The organism is Acidobacteriota bacterium, from assembly GCA_016715115.1.
Taxonomy (GTDB): domain Bacteria; phylum Acidobacteriota; class Blastocatellia; order Pyrinomonadales; family Pyrinomonadaceae; genus JAFDVJ01.
The window spans coordinates 1-18,792 of record JADKBM010000012.1 but is presented as its reverse complement, the minus strand read 5'-3'; the positions used below and the strand labels follow the sequence as shown (position 1 = coordinate 18,792).

Annotated in this window: 17 protein-coding genes and 3 pseudogenes; 13 read left to right on the top strand and 7 right to left on the bottom strand. The window is 55.2% G+C overall.

Annotation, left to right across the window (positions count from 1 at the left end):
- The first annotated feature begins 33 nt into the window (after positions 1 to 33).
- Positions 34 to 243 carry a hypothetical protein gene (locus IPN69_14825; GenBank protein MBK8811984.1) on the top strand — a complete coding sequence of 70 codons (210 nt, stop codon included), beginning with the start codon at positions 34 to 36 and terminating at the stop codon, positions 241 to 243.
- A 390-nt stretch (positions 244 to 633) separates the two neighbouring features.
- Here the strand turns inward: IPN69_14825 and IPN69_14820 are convergent, their stop codons facing one another.
- Positions 634 to 816 (bottom strand): hypothetical protein, encoded by a 183-nt coding sequence (locus IPN69_14820; GenBank protein MBK8811983.1) that lies wholly within the window; start codon positions 814 to 816, stop codon positions 634 to 636.
- Between the two features lie 181 nt (positions 817 to 997).
- The gene (locus IPN69_14815; protein ID MBK8811982.1) at positions 998 to 1,228 is read right to left on the bottom strand and encodes a hypothetical protein; all 231 of its coding nucleotides are present in this window, start codon (positions 1,226 to 1,228) and stop codon (positions 998 to 1,000) included.
- Here IPN69_14815 and IPN69_14810 point away from each other — a divergent pair.
- Positions 1,220 to 1,543: a hypothetical protein gene (locus IPN69_14810; protein MBK8811981.1), complete on the top strand. Its 324-nt coding sequence runs from the start codon at positions 1,220 to 1,222 to the stop codon at positions 1,541 to 1,543. The two genes, IPN69_14815 and IPN69_14810, sit on opposite strands and share 9 nt — an antisense overlap.
- A gap of 526 nt (positions 1,544 to 2,069) precedes the next feature.
- Here the strand turns inward: IPN69_14810 and IPN69_14805 are convergent.
- A complete protein-coding gene (locus IPN69_14805) occupies positions 2,070 to 2,384 on the bottom strand; it encodes a hypothetical protein (protein ID MBK8811980.1) in 315 nt (104 codons plus the stop codon).
- Positions 2,385 to 2,824: 440 nt separating this feature from the next.
- Here IPN69_14805 and IPN69_14800 point away from each other — a divergent pair, with 440 nt between their 5' ends.
- Positions 2,825 to 3,490, top strand: coding sequence for a succinylglutamate desuccinylase/aspartoacylase family protein (locus tag IPN69_14800; GenBank protein MBK8811979.1), 666 nt, complete (start codon positions 2,825 to 2,827; stop codon positions 3,488 to 3,490).
- A complete protein-coding gene (locus tag IPN69_14795) occupies positions 3,487 to 4,326 on the top strand; it encodes a hypothetical protein (GenBank protein ID MBK8811978.1) in 840 nt (279 codons plus the stop codon). The genes IPN69_14800 and IPN69_14795 overlap by 4 nt, the downstream gene beginning before the upstream one ends.
- On the opposite strand, the gene IPN69_14790 is transcribed toward IPN69_14795, so the two are convergent.
- Together IPN69_14790 and IPN69_14785 are read right to left on the bottom strand one after the other, a co-directional pair.
- On the bottom strand, positions 4,222 to 4,524 hold the full coding sequence (locus IPN69_14790; GenBank protein ID MBK8811977.1) for a hypothetical protein: 303 nt from the start codon (positions 4,522 to 4,524) through the stop codon (positions 4,222 to 4,224). The genes IPN69_14795 and IPN69_14790 overlap by 105 nt on opposite strands.
- Before the next feature lie 260 nt (positions 4,525 to 4,784).
- A complete protein-coding gene (locus IPN69_14785) occupies positions 4,785 to 5,060 on the bottom strand; it encodes a TraR/DksA C4-type zinc finger protein (protein MBK8811976.1) in 276 nt (91 codons plus the stop codon).
- A gap of 221 nt (positions 5,061 to 5,281) precedes the next feature.
- On the opposite strand from IPN69_14785, the gene IPN69_14780 reads away from it, so the two are divergent.
- The 4 genes from IPN69_14780 (at position 5,282) to IPN69_14765 (ending at position 7,512) form a co-directional block, all read left to right on the top strand.
- The gene (locus IPN69_14780) at positions 5,282 to 5,824 is read left to right on the top strand and encodes a Crp/Fnr family transcriptional regulator (GenBank protein MBK8811975.1); all 543 of its coding nucleotides are present in this window, start codon (positions 5,282 to 5,284) and stop codon (positions 5,822 to 5,824) included.
- A gap of 100 nt (positions 5,825 to 5,924) precedes the next feature.
- Positions 5,925 to 6,515: a hypothetical protein gene (locus IPN69_14775; protein ID MBK8811974.1), complete on the top strand. Its 591-nt coding sequence runs from the start codon at positions 5,925 to 5,927 to the stop codon at positions 6,513 to 6,515.
- 152 nt (positions 6,516 to 6,667) lie between these two features.
- Entirely contained in the window at positions 6,668 to 6,928 is a 261-nt protein-coding gene (locus tag IPN69_14770; protein MBK8811973.1) for a hypothetical protein, read from the top strand.
- Positions 6,929 to 6,960: 32 nt separating this feature from the next.
- On the top strand, positions 6,961 to 7,512 hold the full coding sequence (locus IPN69_14765; GenBank protein MBK8811972.1) for a hypothetical protein: 552 nt from the start codon (positions 6,961 to 6,963) through the stop codon (positions 7,510 to 7,512).
- Positions 7,513 to 7,591: 79 nt separating this feature from the next.
- Here the strand turns inward: IPN69_14765 and IPN69_14760 are convergent, their stop codons facing one another.
- Positions 7,592 to 7,993, bottom strand: a complete 402-nt coding sequence (locus IPN69_14760; protein MBK8811971.1) for a group III truncated hemoglobin — start codon at positions 7,991 to 7,993, stop codon at positions 7,592 to 7,594.
- A 109-nt stretch (positions 7,994 to 8,102) separates the two neighbouring features.
- A pseudogene (locus IPN69_14755) lies at positions 8,103 to 10,322 on the bottom strand (nitric-oxide reductase large subunit).
- Between the two features lie 244 nt (positions 10,323 to 10,566).
- Between IPN69_14755 and IPN69_14750 the strand changes: the two are divergent.
- The 5 genes and pseudogenes from IPN69_14750 to IPN69_14730 all read left to right on the top strand — a co-directional run bounded on the left by IPN69_14750 (position 10,567) and on the right by IPN69_14730 (position 16,693).
- Positions 10,567 to 12,478: pseudogene (locus tag IPN69_14750) on the top strand (CBS domain-containing protein).
- Positions 12,479 to 12,807: 329 nt separating this feature from the next.
- On the top strand, positions 12,808 to 13,887 hold the full coding sequence (locus IPN69_14745) for a histidine kinase (GenBank protein ID MBK8811970.1): 1,080 nt from the start codon (positions 12,808 to 12,810) through the stop codon (positions 13,885 to 13,887).
- Positions 13,888 to 13,905: 18 nt separating this feature from the next.
- Positions 13,906 to 14,672: pseudogene (locus IPN69_14740) on the top strand (response regulator transcription factor).
- Positions 14,673 to 15,125: 453 nt separating this feature from the next.
- Positions 15,126 to 16,118 carry an IS110 family transposase gene (locus tag IPN69_14735; protein MBK8811969.1) on the top strand — a complete coding sequence of 331 codons (993 nt, stop codon included), beginning with the start codon at positions 15,126 to 15,128 and terminating at the stop codon, positions 16,116 to 16,118.
- A gap of 245 nt (positions 16,119 to 16,363) precedes the next feature.
- Positions 16,364 to 16,693: a hypothetical protein gene (locus tag IPN69_14730; protein ID MBK8811968.1), complete on the top strand. Its 330-nt coding sequence runs from the start codon at positions 16,364 to 16,366 to the stop codon at positions 16,691 to 16,693.
- The last annotated feature ends 2,099 nt before the right edge of the window (positions 16,694 to 18,792 follow it).

Here is an 18,792-nt window from a genome sequence, read left to right as displayed (position 1 = left end):
TGCCACCAACTTTCCGTCGCGGGTGCGGTTAAATTGAGCAGAATCAAATATTTGACGACGAACGCGAGTCCAAAGAACGCGCGCCCAGGCTGCGGATCAGCCACGGCAGGTGTAGAACTCGGCGAAAGGTTGTTCCAAAGCGTCCAGAAGAAACAGAACGCGACGACCCAGAACGGAAGTCCGAGTTCCGGAAGCAGCGAGTTGAAGATCTGGATAAACGCCGCGAACAACGAAACGACGTAACCGCGCCGTTGGCAGCATTCTTGAGGGTCGAAAAATCTTCCGAAAACCACCCGTCAGGCCGCAAAGAGCCAGGCGCAGAAAAAAAAACCAGCAGGATGGCTGCCGAGATCCGACAGAAACAGCGCCGGCCTCACAAAATGAAATCGCTCTTTTCGGGCCGATCCGCAATCCTCCGAGCAGCGCGACCGTCAGAAAGAGAAATGGAATCAAGAGATATGTCCGCTGGTCGTGGATATTCGATGTTCGATTCCGTGATTGCGATGCGCCGACGACCAGAGTTAAGTTCGCCTTCGATGATCTCGATTTCAAAGGGATTCATTGGTCATTTTCGTTCTCGCGTCAGTTTTGAAAAGTTGAAATCATCGGCCGTCAGGCGGTCCGTCCTCGAATTCACTCTTGAGTTCGGCCGCAGTACGGAGTTTCTGGGTCGCCCAGTCGTCGGACTTGAGAGTCGCAGTCGAGTTCGACCACTTTTTCGACCTCGGCGAGTCCTTTCTTGAAAAGTTCGTCGTCGCTGTGAACCTTTCCGAATCCTTGTCGATAGTAGCTGTAAGCGATGTAGAGACTGCACATCCGGGCATCGCAGCCGGGGTCGGCGCGAAGAAAACCCGTCGCGCCGCAACGAGTGTCCCGCCGAAACTCGCCGAGGATACGCCGTGAACCTGGTTTTAGTCGACTTCGTATGTACCAAGCACGACGCCGCCTTTGGTCGTCGGGTCTCGATTTCGCGCTTGGTCGACATCTGCCCGAGATCCTAGGCCGCCGCGATCCAAATGACGAACACCCCATATACGGCGACGAGAATTATCCTGAAAGTCTGGATTAGCTTTTCATTCATTGTTACAATCGACCCAACCTCGGATGTCGGTTTTCCGCGACGATCGCAAACCCCTCGGAAAACGTTCTGGAACGGCTCGTTTTCAAACGTCGGGACGCGAACGTTTATCTCGTCGCCGATGCCTACCGCGGCAGCCGGATGAGGCAAACGATCGATGCCTTTTTAGATGCGGTTTCCGGGAAGAACCGCGAGAACATAAAGGTCGATGACACATCCTTGCAGATCGCCGGCGGGAGCGATCTCGTTGCGTTTGTGGGCCACAACGGCTTGATGGATTTCAAACTCGATCGGCAGATCGAGAACTCGATGGGACTTGTCGCGATGCGGTCGTTCTCGCTTGCGCGAGTCGGGAGTTATTTTTCCAACCGCTCAAAGATGCCGGTGCAACTCCGCTTCTGGACAACCTATCTGATGGCGCCCGAAGCGTATATTTCTGCACGACGCGCTCGACGGTTGGGTTGAACGAAAAACCGAGCAGATCCGCGAACGATCCGCCGCGGCCTACGCGAGGGTTTCAGAAAATCAGTCTGAAAGCGGCAAAGAACCTTCTGGTTATGGGATTCTGAGGATTCAACGGAATAACGTTCTAGCCAATCCAGCTTTTGGTGACCGGGTTAATGAGACAACCGTCTTTTTTTTCACGGGGTAACTCAGATAGACTTAATATTACGGAAATGCCGGATCGCAGTTCTTATTTCGAAGCAGTTGAAAGCGGATGAATGATGATTGACAGAACACTTCTGAACACAGATCGGTTTTCAAGTCGGCTTTATCCACTCATCTGTGTTAATTCGTGAGACGAAAGGCGGTTGGAAATTAATGTGGAATCTGGAATCGGGAACTTTGAAAAACCTGCTGATTGAAGCGACAGGCCGTTCTTGACAGAACACGGATGGGTCGGATGAAAACGATGATTTGAGACCAATTCGGCGCCATCACGGTCGAAAAAATACATGATCTCATCCCGCCGATCCGTGTTCATCTGTGGTTAAACTGCCCCCGATTTCCTTTCAAGCCTGTATTTCAAAGCTCCCGAATCTGGAATCCTGGAGTCTGGAATTTCGATCGAGGCCGAAATTATGAAACCCATCTTATTCTTACTGCTTACAATCTTCGCAACGGCGGCCTTCGCCCAGGAACGCTGGACCTCGGACGATACGAATTTGAGGAACTCGGCGGCAAGACCTCCGGCGGCACGGCGATCATCGTCAATCACGAGCTCGAGATCGCAGATTCGGACGACGGATTGATCGCTTTGATCCGCGGCACGGGCTTTCAGGACGTCGCGCGACCTTGTCGGCAACGCGCGCGTCGAGGGCGAGAAATTGCTGATCTATTTCAATTCGTACAACGAGGACAACTGTTCTCGAACCGTATGCGGAAGGCGATCTGCTCCTGACGCTCGAGCGCCGCAGGGCGAACTTCTCATTCTGGGGAAAGTACCTGCCGGTCGTTCAGAAGAACGAAAAGACCGAAAGGTCTATTTCACGAAAGTGAAGATCGTTGAAGAATAGCGCGGTTTGGGATTCGAGCTTTGAGCTTTGAGCTTTGAGCTTTGAGCTTTGAGCTTTGAATCTGAAATATCTGGAATCTGGAATATCTGGAATCTTGAATCTCTGGAATCTGGAATATCGGGATCTTGAATCTCTGAATCTTGAATCTCTGGAATCTTGAATCTCTGGAATCTGGAATCTCTGGAATCTTGAATCTCTGGAATCTGGAATATCTTGAATATCTGGAATCTTGAATCTCTGGAATCTTGAATCTCTGGAATCTGGAATATCTGGAATATCTGGAATCTTGAATCTCTGGAATCTGGAATATCTGGAATCTGGAATATCTGGAATCTTGAATCTCTGGAATCTTGAATCCGCCGCGCCCGTGATTTTGACGGCGAAAAGTGCGAAAATAATGTTGATGTCAGCCGTTGCGCCTCAAGTCGATAAACCGGAAGTTTTGCCCGGCGGTCATCTTTTGTTCGAATACTGCGGCGACGAGTCGGGGCCGACTTTGATCGTCTTTGGCAGCGTTCACGGAAATGAAGCCGGCGGCGTCCGCGCCATCGGGCGCGCCTGCGCCAAATTGCGGCCGATTGTCTCGAAACTCCGCGGCCGGGTCGTCCTTCTGGCCGGCAACACCCGCGCATACCGCCAGGGCATACGATTCATCGACTCCGACCTGAATCGCCATTTCACGCTTGAACGAATAGCCCAAAACCGGAAGAATCCTGGCCCGCTCAACGAAGACACCGAACAAATCGAACTGCTCGCGATCCTCGACCGCGTCATCGCAGATGCCCGCAACGAGGTTTACGCGATGGATTTTCATTCAACCTCCGCCGAGGTGTACCGTTCGCAACGGTCGGCGACACGCTCCGCAATCGAACGTTCGCACAGAAATTTCCCGTGACGCTTCTTCTGGGGATCGAAGAACAGCTTGACGGCACGATCCTCGAATATCTAAATAATCTCGGGGCGATCACTTTTGGTTACGAGGCCGGCCAGCATTATGCCGAAACCACTGTCGATAATCACGAAGCGCTGATCTGGCTCGGATTGGTAAACTCCGGGATTCTCCGTCGCGAAGACTGCCCGCAATACGAAAAGCATCACGCTGCGCTTGCCGGCGCGACCGGGTGTACGCGGGTCGTCGAGATCCGCTATCGCCATGCGATAACTGCCGATGACGATTTCACGATGCGGCCCGGTTTCAATAACTTTCAAAAGATCGAAAAGGACGCGCCGCTCGCCGAACAGAGAACGGGGTCCGTTCTCGCGCCCGAAAGCGGCTTGATACTTATGCCGCTCTATCAGAAACTCGGCGAGGACGGATTTTTCATCGGTCGCGAGATCGCGCCTTTTTGGCTCAAACTGTCTTGGCTTTTGCGAAAAATGAAGCTCGGGAATGCCGTGCGCATTCTTCCCGGCGTCTGGCGCAGTGACGAAGATCCGGACATCTGGGGAGATCGACACGCGAATCGCGCGGTTTTTCCCGTTGCAGATCTTCCACCTTCTGGGATTCAGAAAACGCCGCTGGAAAAACAAAGAAACTGGTCGTCAGCCGCAGAAGATTCGACACTTCCTCGCCGTTTCTTGGTTAGGTACGAGACACGCGTAAACACGCAACTCGTGAGGTTGTCGCTACCTTCGCTTGCGAAATTGCCATTCGAAACGCGAGATCAGACCGTCGTTATTGAAATCGAGCCGTTCGAACGCGCGCCGGTTGCCGCGCCATTCGACGAATGAAACATAACCGTCGTTATTGAAATCGAGCCGGTTGAATCCGCCGAGACGTGTCTGATTCCAGTTCCGATTTTGATTCCAGTAGCGATTCTGCGTCGGACGATCGATCCGCACCCCGCGCGGCCGGCGAACCTGAGCCGACGCACAAACCGCGAACAGGCCAAAACTAAGGAGCGAAAAAATAATTATCTTGCGCAACATAACACACCTCCCAGACGAGTCATTGTTCAATTCCTCATCTCCGATAGTTAGGACGCGATCCGAGCCGTGAAAGCCGAACGATTTGGATTCCGACCTGCCGGATTCAAATCGGAATCGCGATCACGTCGACGACGACGTTTGATTCCGCTTTTCGATCTTTCGACGGGGAACAGCTTCAAGGCAGGTCGAGAGAGACAAAAAGGCATGCGTCAGCCAGACATCCAAGATTGGTCGCCAAAATCCAAGATCCGAGGCCGCAATCAGTTACGCGGCGCATTTAAGGCAAAGCTGGTTTGCGGAATGGCCTGAAGCCGATTGCTCGCGATCTTGTCGCCGCAATTTTCACAAAAACCATAATCTCCGGCATCGAGCCGCGCGAGAGCGCGTTCGACCTGCACAAACTCCAGATTCAGATTGTCGTCGATCTGCGTCAGGATCTCTTCGTTCTCACGCTGAATCGCCTGTTCTTCAAGGCTCTTGTCGAATTGCCGTCTGGCGCTAACTTCGACGCGCCCGAGAAGTTCCGCAAGTTTCACCTTTCGTTCGACCAGCGTTTGCCTGATTTCGTCAAAGGTTTTCCATAGTTGCCTCACGGGTTTTACAACTTTACACCGAAATAGTCTTCGAAAAATGTGATATAAATTACAATTCCGAATGAAACTCGATATCAATAACAACGAATATCTGCCGGAGTTGAAGAAGCGTGGCCGAACCAAGGTCTTTCAGCCGGGAGAGGAGATCTTCGCCGAAGGTGAAGATGCCCTACATCTGCCGATCGTGCTTTCCGGAAAGGTCAAGATGGTGCGTTATCCCGAAGTCGGAAAAAGAGATCATCATCGGGATCTTTTCCGACGGCCAGATGTTCGCGGTTCCGCCCGTTTTCGACGGCGGGCCGTATCCCGCTTCGGCGATCGCAATGGACGAGTCGCGTTTGCTGATTATTTTGCGCAACGAGTTTCTCGCTTTTGTGCGCGAGCACCCGGATTTTTCGGTCGCGGTCATCAACTGGATGTGCGGAATGCTCCGCGAGAAAACCTCCGTCATCAAGAACCTCGCCACCGCCTCGCCTGAACACCGTGTCGGAAACGTGCTGATTCAACTTCTCAAAGGAAACGGAAAGAATGGCGGCCCGATACGGATCTCGCTGCGGCGTCAGGATATCGCCGAAATGGCCGGATTGACGACCGAAACGACGATCCGGGCAACCCGCAAACTTGCCGAAAGAGGACTCCTGCGAATCGTCCACGGCAAGATCTATGTCGACGACGCGAAGGAACTCGGGCGATTTCTCAAGAACTGATTTTTTTCGAGGACTTGAAAGGTTTTTTGCGCGAACGGCATTAACAACTGCAAAACGTTTGGAAACGCTGATCTATCAAAGCTTTTACAGGAGAGTTCGCATGTCCGATATTCGCTACATTGACAAGGATTTCGTGAGTTTCAAATTCAAGGGTTTCGACGGCACCGAAAAGAAGGCGATACTCGTTTTCGGCGACAAGGTCGAGGTTCTGGAAGAAGGCGCGGGATCGAAGCCGAGTTCGATCCGTGCGCTGGAACTGTTCGACGGAACGATAGTGGGAACAGTTAAGGGCCGTCCGTTCCGAACCCGCGAAAAGGGGGTGTTGAAGTTCTCGATGGTTGACGTCCAGCAGGGTGACGGGATGATCCTCGAAACTCCGCCCGATGCCAACCACCGGACGCGCCTCGTCTTCATCGACGGTGGCGACAACCAGCTCTTTGCCCGCCATATCGCAGCCCGTTATCAGCATCGCAAGAGCGCTCCGAACTCGCCGCTCGAAGTTGATCTGATTCTCGTCACGCATGGCGACGCCGATCACTTTGAGGGCCTGAACTACATAATGGAGTCCGAAACGGACATTGGGATCTCGGACCGGAAGCGGCTTTTATCCGCCCAAAACGTGTTTTCACAACGGACTCGTCAAGGGGCCGACGAATACCGGCGAGATGGAAATGCTGGGCAGGACGGTTGATCTCAACGGAAACCCGATGATCGTCGAATTGTACGACGATCCGCGAAAAGCGCCGGACTCAAAGAAGAACACGCCGTTCAGGAAATGGGACGAGGTACTTTCACATTGGGAGACCCGCGGAAACATCGAATTTCGGAAGAATTGCCCACGGTATGGACAGCGACGCGTTATTCGGCTTTCTGGGCGACGGAATCAAAGTCGAGATCCAGGGGCCGTTCTCGCAACCGGTGACCGACCCGGTCGACGGAACGGTGAAACAGGCCTTGCCGTTTCTTCACAAGCCGGCTGATTCGGCATTGATGCATCTTCAGGACGAGACTGGCGCGCCATCGGCCAGTTTTCAAGCTCCCACACAATCAACGGACATTCCGTGGCGCTACGGTTTATCTATGGCAACGTACGCTTTAACCTGACTGGCGATCTGAATCAAGAATCGATGGCTCTGATGCGCGCTAGACTGGACCTAAGTGAACTTGAATCGGAGGTTTTGAAGGCACCGCACCACGGATCGGCCGATTTCGATTTCGAAGCGCTGCGCGCGATGAAACCGGTCGTTTCGTTGATCTCTTCGGGCGACGAAAGCGCGAACAAAGAACATATCCATCCTCGAGCGACCCTCGTCTCGGCGCTCGGGAAAGTGAGCCGCGGATCGACCGGAATCGTGCTCTGCACAGAACTCGCCGCGTTCTTCTCAAAACGTGATTATTCACACCAACGCGAACAACTTGCCAAGTATTTTGCCGGCGACGAGCCAATCACACGCGAAGAACTGCGAAAGCTCTTTGGCGGCAAGCTCCGCTCGGCGGCTGACGAAAAGGCTCTTCCCTCTTTCTTTGCCTTCGAACGGACGAATTTCGGCATTATCCACGTGCGCACCGATGGCGAACGCGTTTTGGTCTTCACGCACAGTGGAAAAGAAGGAATGCGGGAAGCCTACCGATTCAGCGTCGACCCGGCTCACGGAATACGGTTCTCGAAAAGCGTCTCAACCGGTTAGTTCAGGCCCGCGGCAGAAACACCAGGCTAACGGCTGAGCTTTCCGTCATTTGTCGGTCGTCCGATGCGGTCCACACCGATCAATCCCGCCGCAGATCGGGAACCCCGCGAATGTAGTTTTGCATTCGATTGGCGATGTTTGCGGCGCGCAGTTTCGCAAAATCGGCGCGTTCTCCAACGAACATCTCATCGGTCGTGGCGTTGAAGATCTCGAGCCAACGACGAAAATGATGCGGTTCGAGCGGTGTTTTCGAGTTGAGTTCGCCGTGAATCTGCAGCGGATTTCGGCCTCGCGTTTGATAGTTCTTTCCACCCAACAGAAGACTTTCCCAAAAATCGCCGATGATCGGCAAATGTCGGGCGAGATCAAGTTTCGCGACATCGGTAAAAATGTAGCCGATGGTCTCGTCGGCTGTCGCGCGCGCGTAGAACTGGTTCATCAAGTTATCGATGTCGGCCCTGTTCTCGATGTCGTTCTTCATCTTGGGTATCGGACGATTTGGCGGACCGTTCCGTGTGATCAGAACGGTCCGTCGTTGTGGTCGTTTGCGCTTCGCGCCCATTGCAGGCGGGACGCTTGCGCTCCGGCCTCTACGCTTCCGTCTTCCGTTTCGAGAATATCAGCTGAAGCGCGAACCAGACGAACGCGAAGGCGCCAATTGCGAACACGGTGTCGCCGAGAACGCGCATCCAACGGAAAAACTGCATCACGTCCGTCTGCATAAACTCGGCGGAACGCGCCGACCAGTAGCCGCGCGAGACCGATTCGACGGTTTGAAGCAATCCGATCGGAAGCAAACTCAGGAGCATCATCATCAAGAGTCCGATGTTGATCGCCCAGAACGCGAATTTGATCAGATTATCGTTCCATTTGCGTTCCGGATCCATCGCCCTGAGACAGAAAAGCGTCAGTGCGAGTCCAAGCGTTCCATAAACGCCATAAAGTGCGCCGTGCGCGTGGACGGCCGTCGTGTTCAGTCCTTGCATATAATACAAAGCGATCGGCGGATTGATAATAAAGCCGAAGATCCCGGCGCCGACAAGGTTCCAGAAGGCGACCGCGATAAAGAACCAGATGACCCACTTGTACTGACCGAGCCAAACCCGTGCCCGCGACCGGTGAATATTTTTCCCAGGCCTCGAAACCGACCATCGTCAGCGGAACGATCTCAAGCGCGCTGAAGACCGAACCGAACGCGAGCGCCACCGTCGGCGTCCCGGCGAAATACAAATGGTGCAAAGTCCCAATGATCCCGCCGCTCAGGTAGATCGCGCCCGAAAGCAAAGATGCGCGCGCCGCCGATTCGGAATTGATGACGCCGAGCCGCGCGAAAAGAAACGCGACGACAACCGTGGCGAAGACTTCGAAAAATCCTTCGACCCAAAGATGAACGACCCACCAGCGCCAGTATTCGACGACGGACAAATGCGACTTCATTCCCCAAAATAGTCCGGGGGCGTAGAAAAGAGCGATGCCCGCCGTCGAGATCATATAGAGCAGGAGCAAAGACTTGCGTTCATCGTTCTTGCGAAACGCCGGGAGCGCCGTCCGCAATACAAGAAACAGCCACAAAAGCAGTCCGACAAAGAGCGCCGCCTGCCAGACGCGGCCGAGATCGACGTATTCATAGCCCTGGTGGCCGAACCAAAACCAGGTGTCGCCGGAGAGTTTGTGCATCACCGACATCCACTGTCCGCCCATCGAGCCGAGAACGACGACGAGGAGCGCGCCGAACAGTGCGTCGACGCCGAGTTTCTGCATCTTCGGCTCGAATCCGCAAATGATCGGACCGATAAAGAGACCGGCCGCGAGCCACGCCGTCGCGATCCAGAAGATCCCAAGCTGGACGTGCCACGTACGCGTCACGACATATGGCAGATACTCGGCCAACGGTATCCCGTAAAAACCGTGCCCTTCGACGCCGTAGTGCGCGGTAATGACGCCGAGGATAATCTGCAGCAAAAACAGAAGCGTGACCACGAGAAAATACTTGACGGTCGCCTTTTGCGAGGGCGTAAGTTCGGCTCCGATCAGCGGATCGCTGTCGGGTGCGCCCTCGAACGAGTCTTCGGAACGGGTTCCGGCGAAGAACCAGATGAGTCCCCGATTCCGGCGATGAGCGCGATCACGCTGACCCCGGTCCAAACGATCGTCGAACCCGTCGGGACGTTGCCGACCAACGGCTCAGCCGGAAAATTGCTGGTGTACGAGATCGACTGATTCGGGCGATTCGCCGCCGACGCCCACGACGTCCAGAAGAAAAAGGATGTCAGCTGGCGGAGTTTTGCAGGATCCGGTTGCGCGCCCTTCTGAATCGCGAAATCCTTGTTGCCGTCGGTGAAGACGCCGCTGTAATACTTGAGATTCTCATCGAACGCCTCGGCCCGGAGCGCGTCGATCGTGATCTTGTTCGTGTTTGGATCGTATGTGTTGGTGCGCATCAGATCCGTCAATCGCTGACGGATTGCTGCCTGTTGCTCGCTCGACAACGCCGTGTAATCGCGGCCGAATTCCTTGTTCGAGAATTTGTTCAGGATGAACACCGATTCGCGATGAAGATAATCGGCCGTCCAATCCGGCGCCACGTAACTGCCGTGTCCCCAGATCGAACCGACCTGCATACCGCCCATCGCCTGCCACACGTTTTGTCCGTTCGAGATCTCACCCTCCGCGACCACCGTGCGGCCGTCAGATGTGACGACGGCGACCGGGATCGGCGGCGCCTCCCGAAAGATCTCGGTGCCGACCCATAGCAGCACCGCGAATGAAAGGAAGAAAATCAATCCGAATACTATCCAAAGCTTTTTCATAACCAGTTTCCTCAAAAAAATTGAAATAAAGACAATGTCGCGTTAAGAATAGGCGGCGCGGCGACGGCAAAAAATGATTGCGGTCATATTCATTGAAAAATAAATTTTGCGACCGGCCGATTTAAGGTTAAGATGTTGTTAAATTCCGACTTCCGCTTGATAAGAAGGCTGTTTCCCGAAGGCAGAGAGTTATGTTTCCCGGTTGCCGACCAAATTGCAGGCAAGAAAGACGAGGTACCCGACGATGGGCGAACACAAGGTCACCACTGAAAACGACGAAGCTCAACTAAGACAGTTCACGCGTGCCGTTCTTGACGATCTTCAGGCGCTCGAGATGATGATCCGTGGCGGCTATATGGAAAACGACGTACTGCGGATCGGCGCCGAGCAGGAGATGTTCCTTGTCAAATCGTCAATGCATCCGGCACCGTTGGCAATGGAGATCATCGAAGACGTCAACGATCCGCGCCTGACGACCGAGATCGGCCGCTTCAACATCGAAGCCAACCTGTCGCCACTTGATTTCAGCGGAGATTGCCTGAAGGTTCTCGAGGCCGAGATCAACGAGATGGTCGGTATCGTCCGCGGTTCGGCGAAGAAGTTCAACGCCGACGTTCTTCTTACAGGTATCTTGCCGACGATCCAGTCTTCGGACCTCGTCGAGCGCAATCTGACTCCGAGTCCGCGCTATCACGAGCTGAACCGCATCCTGACGGCGCTCCACGGCACCGAACGCGTCGTTCACATAAAGGGGCTTGACGAACTGCGGATCCACGTCCAGGATACGTTCGTCGAGTTTTTGCAACACAAGTTTTCAGGTCCATCTGCAGGTCCCGATGAACCGTTTCGTCGAATACTACAACTGGGCCCAGGCGCTGAGCGCTCCGATCCTTGCTTCGGCCGTCAACTCCCCGGTACTCCTCGGCCACCGTTTGTGGCACGAATCGCGGCTCGCGCTGTTCCAGCACGCCGTCGATTCGCGGTCACCGGTGCATCAGGAACGGAGCCATCCGGCGCGAGTCACGTTTGGACGGAATTGGGTTGAAGATTCGATTCTCGATGTTTTTCACGAAGACGTCGCGCGCTTTCGGATTCTCCTGACGCGCCAGCTTGAAGAGGATTCGCTCGAGTCGCTCAAAGAAGGCCGGATTCCGGGACTCGATGCGTGGCGGATGCACAACGGCACAATCTGGCGTTGGAACCGTGCGTGTTACGGCGTAATGAACGGCAAACCGAGTATGCGCGTCGAGGTTCGATTCCTTCCGTCCGGGCCAACCGTGGCCGATGAAATGGCGAACGCCGCGTTCTTCCTCGGATTGATGATGTCGATGCCGGAAGAGTTCGGCGACGTCACGAAACGAATGTCGTTCGACGACGCGAAGAATAATTTTTTCACGACTGCAAGGTATGGCTTGAAATCGCAGATCGTCTGGCTCGACGGCCAGTCTTTTCGAACCGCGCGGCTAATCCTTGAAGAGTTGTTGCCGCGCGCTCGCCACGGCCTTGAAAAGGTGGGGGTCGACAGCGCCGACATCGAACGCTATCTCGGAATTCTCGAAGAGCGCGTGAAAAACGAGAAGACCGGTTCACAATGGGTGCTTGATTCGCTGGCGGCGATGGACAAGAAGGCGAAAGTGAACGTCCGGATGCGCACGATTACCTCGGCGATGCTCGAGAACCAGTACAACTGCCTGCCGCTGCACGAATGGCCGCTCGCCGTGATCTCCGAGAAAAGCGATTGGATCGACAATTACCGGACCGTCGAGCAGTTTATGTCGAAGGATCTTTTCACGGTCCGGCCGCAGGACGTGATCGATCTCGCCGCGAGTTTGATGAACTGGAAACATATTCGGCATATCCCGGTAGAAGACGATTCCGGGAAACTCGTCGGCATACTCTCACACCGCGATCTGATGAAACTGATGACCGAGCATTGCGGAGAAGAGATCGTGGTGCGCGACGTGATGAAGACCGAACTCATTACCGCAACACCCGAAACGTCGTCTCTCGAAGCGCTCAAAACGATGCGCGATAACGACATCGGATGTCTTCCGGTGATCCGCAACGAAAAACTTGTCGGGTTGATCACCGATTTCGATTTCCTGACGGTTTCGGTAAAGCTCTTCGAGGAACGGCTGCGCTCGGAAGCCACATAGTCCCGTTTCGTCACGGGTCAGGTTCCGCTCGTCACAAGACCGTTGCGCGCCGGGACGATTTGCGCTTCAATCCGTATTCGGGAGATTTGAAATAGCGGCTTGAAGGAAATCAGCGACAGTTTAACCACAGATGAACACGGATCGGCGAGAGAAGATCATATGTCTTTTTCGACCGTAATGGCGCCGAGTTGGTCTCAAATCATAGTTTTCATCCCGACCCATCCGTGTTCTGTCAAGAACGGCCTGTCGCATCTATCAAGCAGGTTTTTCAAAGTTCCCTATTCCCTATTACGTATTGCTCTGCGCAAGCCTTCGGAAACAGAATCAGTATGAATGAAGACAATCGCCGTTGGCTGAAGTGGGTCGCGATATTCGGCATTTGGACCGTTTTCGGCTTTTTCTTCGCCAGCCAACTGGCACTTCAAAATCAGCTTTCGGAGAATCCTGTTTCGTTCTGGCGGATACTCTCGTGGCAACTTTTCTCGGGCTACATCTGGTTTCTTCTGACTCCTGTCATACTCTATTTCGGCAAACGCTTTCCCTTCGAGGATGGCCGCTGGAAATCGAGCCTTCCGGTCCACATCGCGGCGAGTTTCGCGATCGCGTTCGTCCAACTCGCGTTCGACGCCTATGTTCTGCCACAGCTCGGCTATTTAAGGCGATTTCAACCTGCCACTTTTTGGGAAACCTACAAGATCTTCCTGCTCGTCAATCTCCATTTCGGGGTCGCGATCTACTGGGCAGTGCTGAGCATTTACCAGGCGATCAGGTATTACCGCAAGTACCGCGAACGAAATCTGCGCGCCTCGCAGCTCGAAGCGCGCCTCGCGCAGTCCCGTTTGCAGGTGCTCAAAATGCAGCTCCATCCGCATTTTTTGTTCAACACATTGAACGCCGTTTCCGAACTGATCCACAAGGACCCGGACGCCGCCGAGCGGATGATCGGCGACCTCAGCGACCTGCTCCGTCTGTCGTTCGAAAACCTCGAGATCCAGAAGATCCCGCTCAAACAGGAACTCGAGTTTCTCGAAAAGTACCTTCAGATCGAACAAATGCGTTTCCAGGATCGTTTACGGGTTGAAATGAAGATCGCGCCCGAAACGCTCGACGCGAGCGTGCCGAATATGGTCCTTCAACCGTTGGTCGAGAATGCTATCAAACACGGGATCGGGCCACGGACGCGCGGTGGAACGATCGAGGTCGCCGCCGAGCGCCAAAACGGTTCATTGCATTTGAGCGTCCGCGATGACGGCATCGGCGTACCGTTCGGCGATGTCGAAACGCTACACGAAGGTGTCGGATTGTCGAACACGCGCCGCCGGCTGAGACATCTTTACGGCGAGAACCACAAGTTTGAGATCGAATGTGGGAACGGCGTAAGTGTCAGATTGACGCTGCCGTTTGATTAGCCACTCGCAGATCGTTTGATGTTGATACGAACCATTATTGTCGACGACGAACCACTGGCGCGCGACCGCGTGCGGAGGTTTTTGCGCGACGAGCCGGGCATTGAGATCGTCGGCGAATGCGGCAATGGCGCTGAAGCGATCGAACTCATCGACTCCGTCCGCCCGGACCTTGTTTTTCTCGACATTCAAATGCCGGAGAAAACGGTTTCGAAGTCGTCAAATCACTTGGCGATCGCGACGTTCCGGCGATCATTTTCGTTACGGCTTACGACCAATACGCCCTTGAAGCGTTCGACGTCCACGCGCTTGACTATCTTCTGAAACCGTTCAACCGCGAACGCCTGCGCCGGGCACTCGGCCGTGCCAGGACCGACATCGAAAACCGTTCGAAAGGCAAGATCGACGAACGCCTCGCGTCGCTTATCGCCGACCTCAAGGCTGAAAAGAGATATCTTGAGCGGCTCTTGGTCAAGTCCACGGGTCGCGTATTCTTCATCAAGACGGATGAGATCGACTGGATCGAAGCCGCCGGCAACTATCTCAAGCTCCACCTCGGACGCGAGGGCCATCTGATCCGCGAGACGATGAATTCGATCGAGTCGAAACTCGACCCGAACAGGTTTTTGCGGATACATCGTTCGACGATCGTCAACATCGACCGCATCAAGGAACTCCAGCCGATGTTCTCCGGCGACTATGCCGTCATACTCCGCTCGGGCCGCGAACTGACGCTAAGCCGCAACTATCGCGAGCGGTTTCTTGAATTGTTCGAAAATCAGATCTGAACTGGAGACGAATGCGGTGCGGCCGCGGCAAACCGCCAACCCGACGATCAGCGAGTCAGTACCGCCTGCGTTGAGCGGGCGGGCAACCTCGGCCGCACGACGCTTAAACCCCAACTCTGGAATCGGGGTCCTTGAAGAATTACTCGAGGTCGGGGCTCTGCGCTTTGTTTGTAACTGATTGAATTACATAATAGTTATATGAACAACAAGCAACTGGCTCTGATGGATGCGATGTTGACGATCTCGCGACGGAAGAAGACGAGCCGTGCGGTGCGGACGCTCGATTTGATCGGGAAGTGTAAGCCGTGATCAACCGATGCGAGCGCGCGAAACAAGCGCCCCGTTGCAACCACGAGAGGTGCGCGTGATGTTATAAAGACGGTTTCTCCCCAGTCAGTGTTATGCTGACGAGTATTCAAGGTCTCTTCGTGTCGAAGATAAGGAGAAACCGTTATGGAAGTATACTACGGAGTCGACTTTCATCCACATCAGCAGACGATCTGCTGGCTGGATGACGGGACGGGGGAATTGAAAACAAGAACGATATTCCACAAGAACCGTGAGGAGTTGGCCGGGTTTTACCGGGAGATGCCGAAGGGAACGGTCGGCATCGAGGCGACTGGGAAGGCCGACTGGTTCGAGGAACTGATGTTTGAAAACGGACACAAGTTGCTGGTAGGCAATTCGGGTTTGATAAGGAAGAGGGCGGAGTCGCGGCACAAGTCGGATACGCGGGACGCGGAGAACATCCTGACGCTGTTGATGAGGCAGGATTTCCCGGCGCTTTGGAGAAGGAGCCGGGAGAGCGTGGCGATCCTTGAGATGATCCGGCTGAGGTCGGGGCTGGTGAGGGCAGCGGACGCAGGTTTACAACCGGCTGCAGGCGCTGGCGCACGATTTCGGGCTGCCGAAAGGGAGGATGGGGACGCAAGCGTACCGGGAGACCCTGGAGGCGGTGCCGGCCGATCCGCGCAAGGCGCTGCGGCGGGAGATCCTGCTGCGGACGGCAGAGCAGCTGAGCGGAACATCCGCGAGATCGAGCGCCGGCTTGAGGAAGAAGGCGGGACCGATCCGCGGGTGGCGTTGCTGAGGACGCAGGCCGGGGTCGGCATCCTGACGGCGCTTTGCCTGATCCATACGCTGGGCGAGGTCGCGCGCTTTTCCTCGTCGAGGCAGGTGGTTGCGTTCGCGGGACTTTGCCCGCTTGAGAAGAGCTCGGGAGCCCGGGTAAGCTTCGGCGGGATCAGCCGTGCGGGGTCGCCGCTGCTGCGCTACATGCTCGGGCAGGCGGCGAACGCGGCGGCCCGGAGGGACGAACGGCTGAGGGCGTTCTACCGGAGACTCGCCAGAAGAAAACCAGGCGGGTGGCGAAAACGGCCGTCACCCGAAAGCTTCTTGTCAAACTCTCGGTCATGTTGCGGAGAACATCACCGCACGGGAGTTTGACATGCGTGGCAACACAGCCGGAGATACCCGTGGTGAAACAAGGTCTGAAATGACCGTCGCGTGATTGGGTTATCCGGCCTTCTGCCCGTTCGGGGGCAGATGTGCGAAGCAACATCAAGGGAAGAAGTCCCGGGAAACGGGCCTTCGCCAATACCCGGATAGATGAATGAGTGGACCGCGCCGAACGGGGTCACAAGCCGAAAGGCTTTGCTCGCAAAGCGCCTGGCCGCGCCAACAGGCGGCAGGTGGCAAACAGAAAGAAACGAAAAACAACCGGCAGCGAGGATGATCTTGAATGGACAAAGGCACTTTCTTCGACGCCCCGGATCGGGGGAGCGCCGGAGGTGTCCGGGCGGCGAGCGGTGCCGGCCGGTCTGGTCGAACCCGAAGAAGGCTATGGAAATGCCGCTCATGTGGAAATTGAGGAAAACAAAAAACGTTTTCCCTCAATTCCCACAATCGCTTGGAAAAGCCAAAAGCGGCTTTTCCACATTCCCACAGCCACGGCTGCTGGGTATAAATCATTGAAAACCAAAGACAAAGACAGATCAATTCTCCAGGACAGCAACATCTGACACTGCCCCGGAGATAAGGATAATGACGACGAACCTTGAAACCGGAACCGAACTTTCTTTCACCAATATCATTGGCGAACCGCAAAGTTCACTTCCGAACTTGACACCGAAACCGTCTTTATAGATGTTTCACACGCTTGGGGACTCGGGCGTTCAGCCACCTGGGTTTCGCTCCGCTTCACATGGTGCTATCGCAAGTTCGCGTGCTCCGCACGCTTGAAGGCTTTTTCCGACAGGCTCCTCAAATCTGGAATCTGGAATCTGGAATCCGGGATATCCGAATCCTTGGAGTCTGTCGAAAAAATCGACGTACGATAGCACCACGTGAAGCGGAGCGAAACGTGGTGTCAGCCGTGATCAACTGATGCGAGCGCGCGAAACAAGCGGCCCTGTTGCAACCACGAGAGGTGCGCGTGATGTTATAAAGACGGTTTCTCCCCAGTCAGTGTTATGCTGACGAGTATTCAAGGTCTCTTCGTGTCGAAGATAAGGAGAAACCGTTATGGAAGTATACTACGGAGTCGACTTTCATCCACATCAGCAGACGATCTGCTGGCTGGATGACGGGACGGGGAATTGAAAACAAGAAACGATATTCCACAAGAACCGTGAGGAGTTGGCCGGGTTTTACCGGGAGATGCCGAAGGAACGGTCGGCATCGAGGCGACTGGGAAGGCCGACTGGTTCGAGGAACTGGTGTTTGAAAACGGTTACAGGTTGCTGGTAGGCACTTCCGGGTTTGATAAGGGAAGAGGGCGGAGTCGGCACAAGTCGGATACCGGAACGCGGAGAACATCCTGACTATTGTTGAGACAGGAGTTCCTGGCGCTTTTGGAGAAGGAGCCGGGAGAGCGTGCGGCGATCCTTGAGATGATCCCGGCTGAGGTCTGGGGCTGGTGAGGGCAGCGGACGCAGGTTTACAACCGGCTGCAGGCGCTGGCGCACGATTTCGGGCTGCCGAAAGGGAGGATGGGGACGCAAGCGTACCGGGAGCCCCTGGAGGCGGTGCCGCCGATCCGCGCAAGGCGCTGCGGCGGGAGATCCTGCCGGACGGCAGAGCAGCGTGAGCGGGAACATCCACGAGATCGAGCGCCGGCTTGCGGGAGGCGGGACCGATCCGCGGTGGCGTTGCTGAGGACGCAGGCCGGTCGTCGGCATCCCTGACGGCGCTTTGCCTGATCCATACGCTGGGCGAGGTCGCGCTAGCTTTTCCTCGTCGAGCCAGGTGGTTGCGTTCGCGGGACTTTGCCCGCTTGAGGAAGAGCTCGGGAGCCCGGTTACTGCTAGGCGGGATCAGCCGTGCGGGGTCGCCCGCTTGCTGCGCTAACGTGCTCGGGCAGCAGCGGCGAACGCGGCGGCCCGAGGGACGAACGGCTGAGGGCGTTCTACCGGAGACTCGCCAGAAAGAAAAACCAGGCGGGTGGCGAAAACGGCCGTCACCAGAAAGCATCTTGCAAACTCTCGGTCATGCTGCGGGAGAACATGTCACCGCACGGGGTTTGACATGCGTGGCAACACAGCCGGAGATACCCGTGGTGAAACAAGGTCTGAAATGACCGTCGCGTGATTGGGTTATCCGGCCTTCTGCCCGTTCGGGGGCAGATGTGCGAAGCAACATCAAAACCATCCGAAACGGGCCTTCGCCAATGCCTGGATAGATGGTAAAGAGTGGACCGCCCAGAACAGGGTCACAAGCCGAAAGGCTTTGCTCGCAAAGCGCCTGGCCGCGCCAACGAAGCGGCAGGCGGCAAACAGAAAGAAACGAAAAACAACCAGCAGCGAGGATGATCTTGAATGGACCGAAGGCACTTTCTTCGACGCCCCCGGATCAGGGAGCGCCGGAGGTGTGTCCGGGCGGCGAAGCGGTACCAGCCGGTCTGGATCCAGACCCGAAGAAGCTAGCCGATGCCGCTCATGTGGAAGTGAGAGAAAAACAAAAAAACGTTTTCCCTCAATTCCCACAATCCTTAGGAAAAAAGCCCTGGCTGGCTTTCCACATTCCCCACAACCACGGCTGCTGGGTATAAATCATTAAAAACTAAAGACAAAAAGACAGATCAATTCTCAGGACACAGCAACTGCCCCGGAGATAAGGATAA

Coding starts and splice junctions, on each gene's coding strand:
- IPN69_14820 (MBK8811983.1), bottom strand. CDS start 816: ATGTGCAGTCTCTACATCGCTTACAGCTACTATCGACAAGGATTCGGA.
- IPN69_14810 (MBK8811981.1), top strand. CDS start 1,220: ATGAGGCAAACGATCGATGCCTTTTTAGATGCGGTTTCCGGGAAGAAC.
- IPN69_14790 (MBK8811977.1), bottom strand. CDS start 4,524: ATGTTGCGCAAGATAATTATTTTTTCGCTCCTTAGTTTTGGCCTGTTC.
- IPN69_14780 (MBK8811975.1), top strand. CDS start 5,282: ATGCCCTACATCTGCCGATCGTGCTTTCCGGAAAGGTCAAGATGGTGC.
- IPN69_14775 (MBK8811974.1), top strand. CDS start 5,925: ATGTCCGATATTCGCTACATTGACAAGGATTTCGTGAGTTTCAAATTC.
- IPN69_14770 (MBK8811973.1), top strand. CDS start 6,668: ATGGACAGCGACGCGTTATTCGGCTTTCTGGGCGACGGAATCAAAGTC.
- IPN69_14765 (MBK8811972.1), top strand. CDS start 6,961: ATGCGCGCTAGACTGGACCTAAGTGAACTTGAATCGGAGGTTTTGAAG.
- IPN69_14760 (MBK8811971.1), bottom strand. CDS start 7,993: ATGAAGAACGACATCGAGAACAGGGCCGACATCGATAACTTGATGAAC.
- IPN69_14745 (MBK8811970.1), top strand. CDS start 12,808: ATGAATGAAGACAATCGCCGTTGGCTGAAGTGGGTCGCGATATTCGGC.
- IPN69_14735 (MBK8811969.1), top strand. CDS start 15,126: ATGGAAGTATACTACGGAGTCGACTTTCATCCACATCAGCAGACGATC.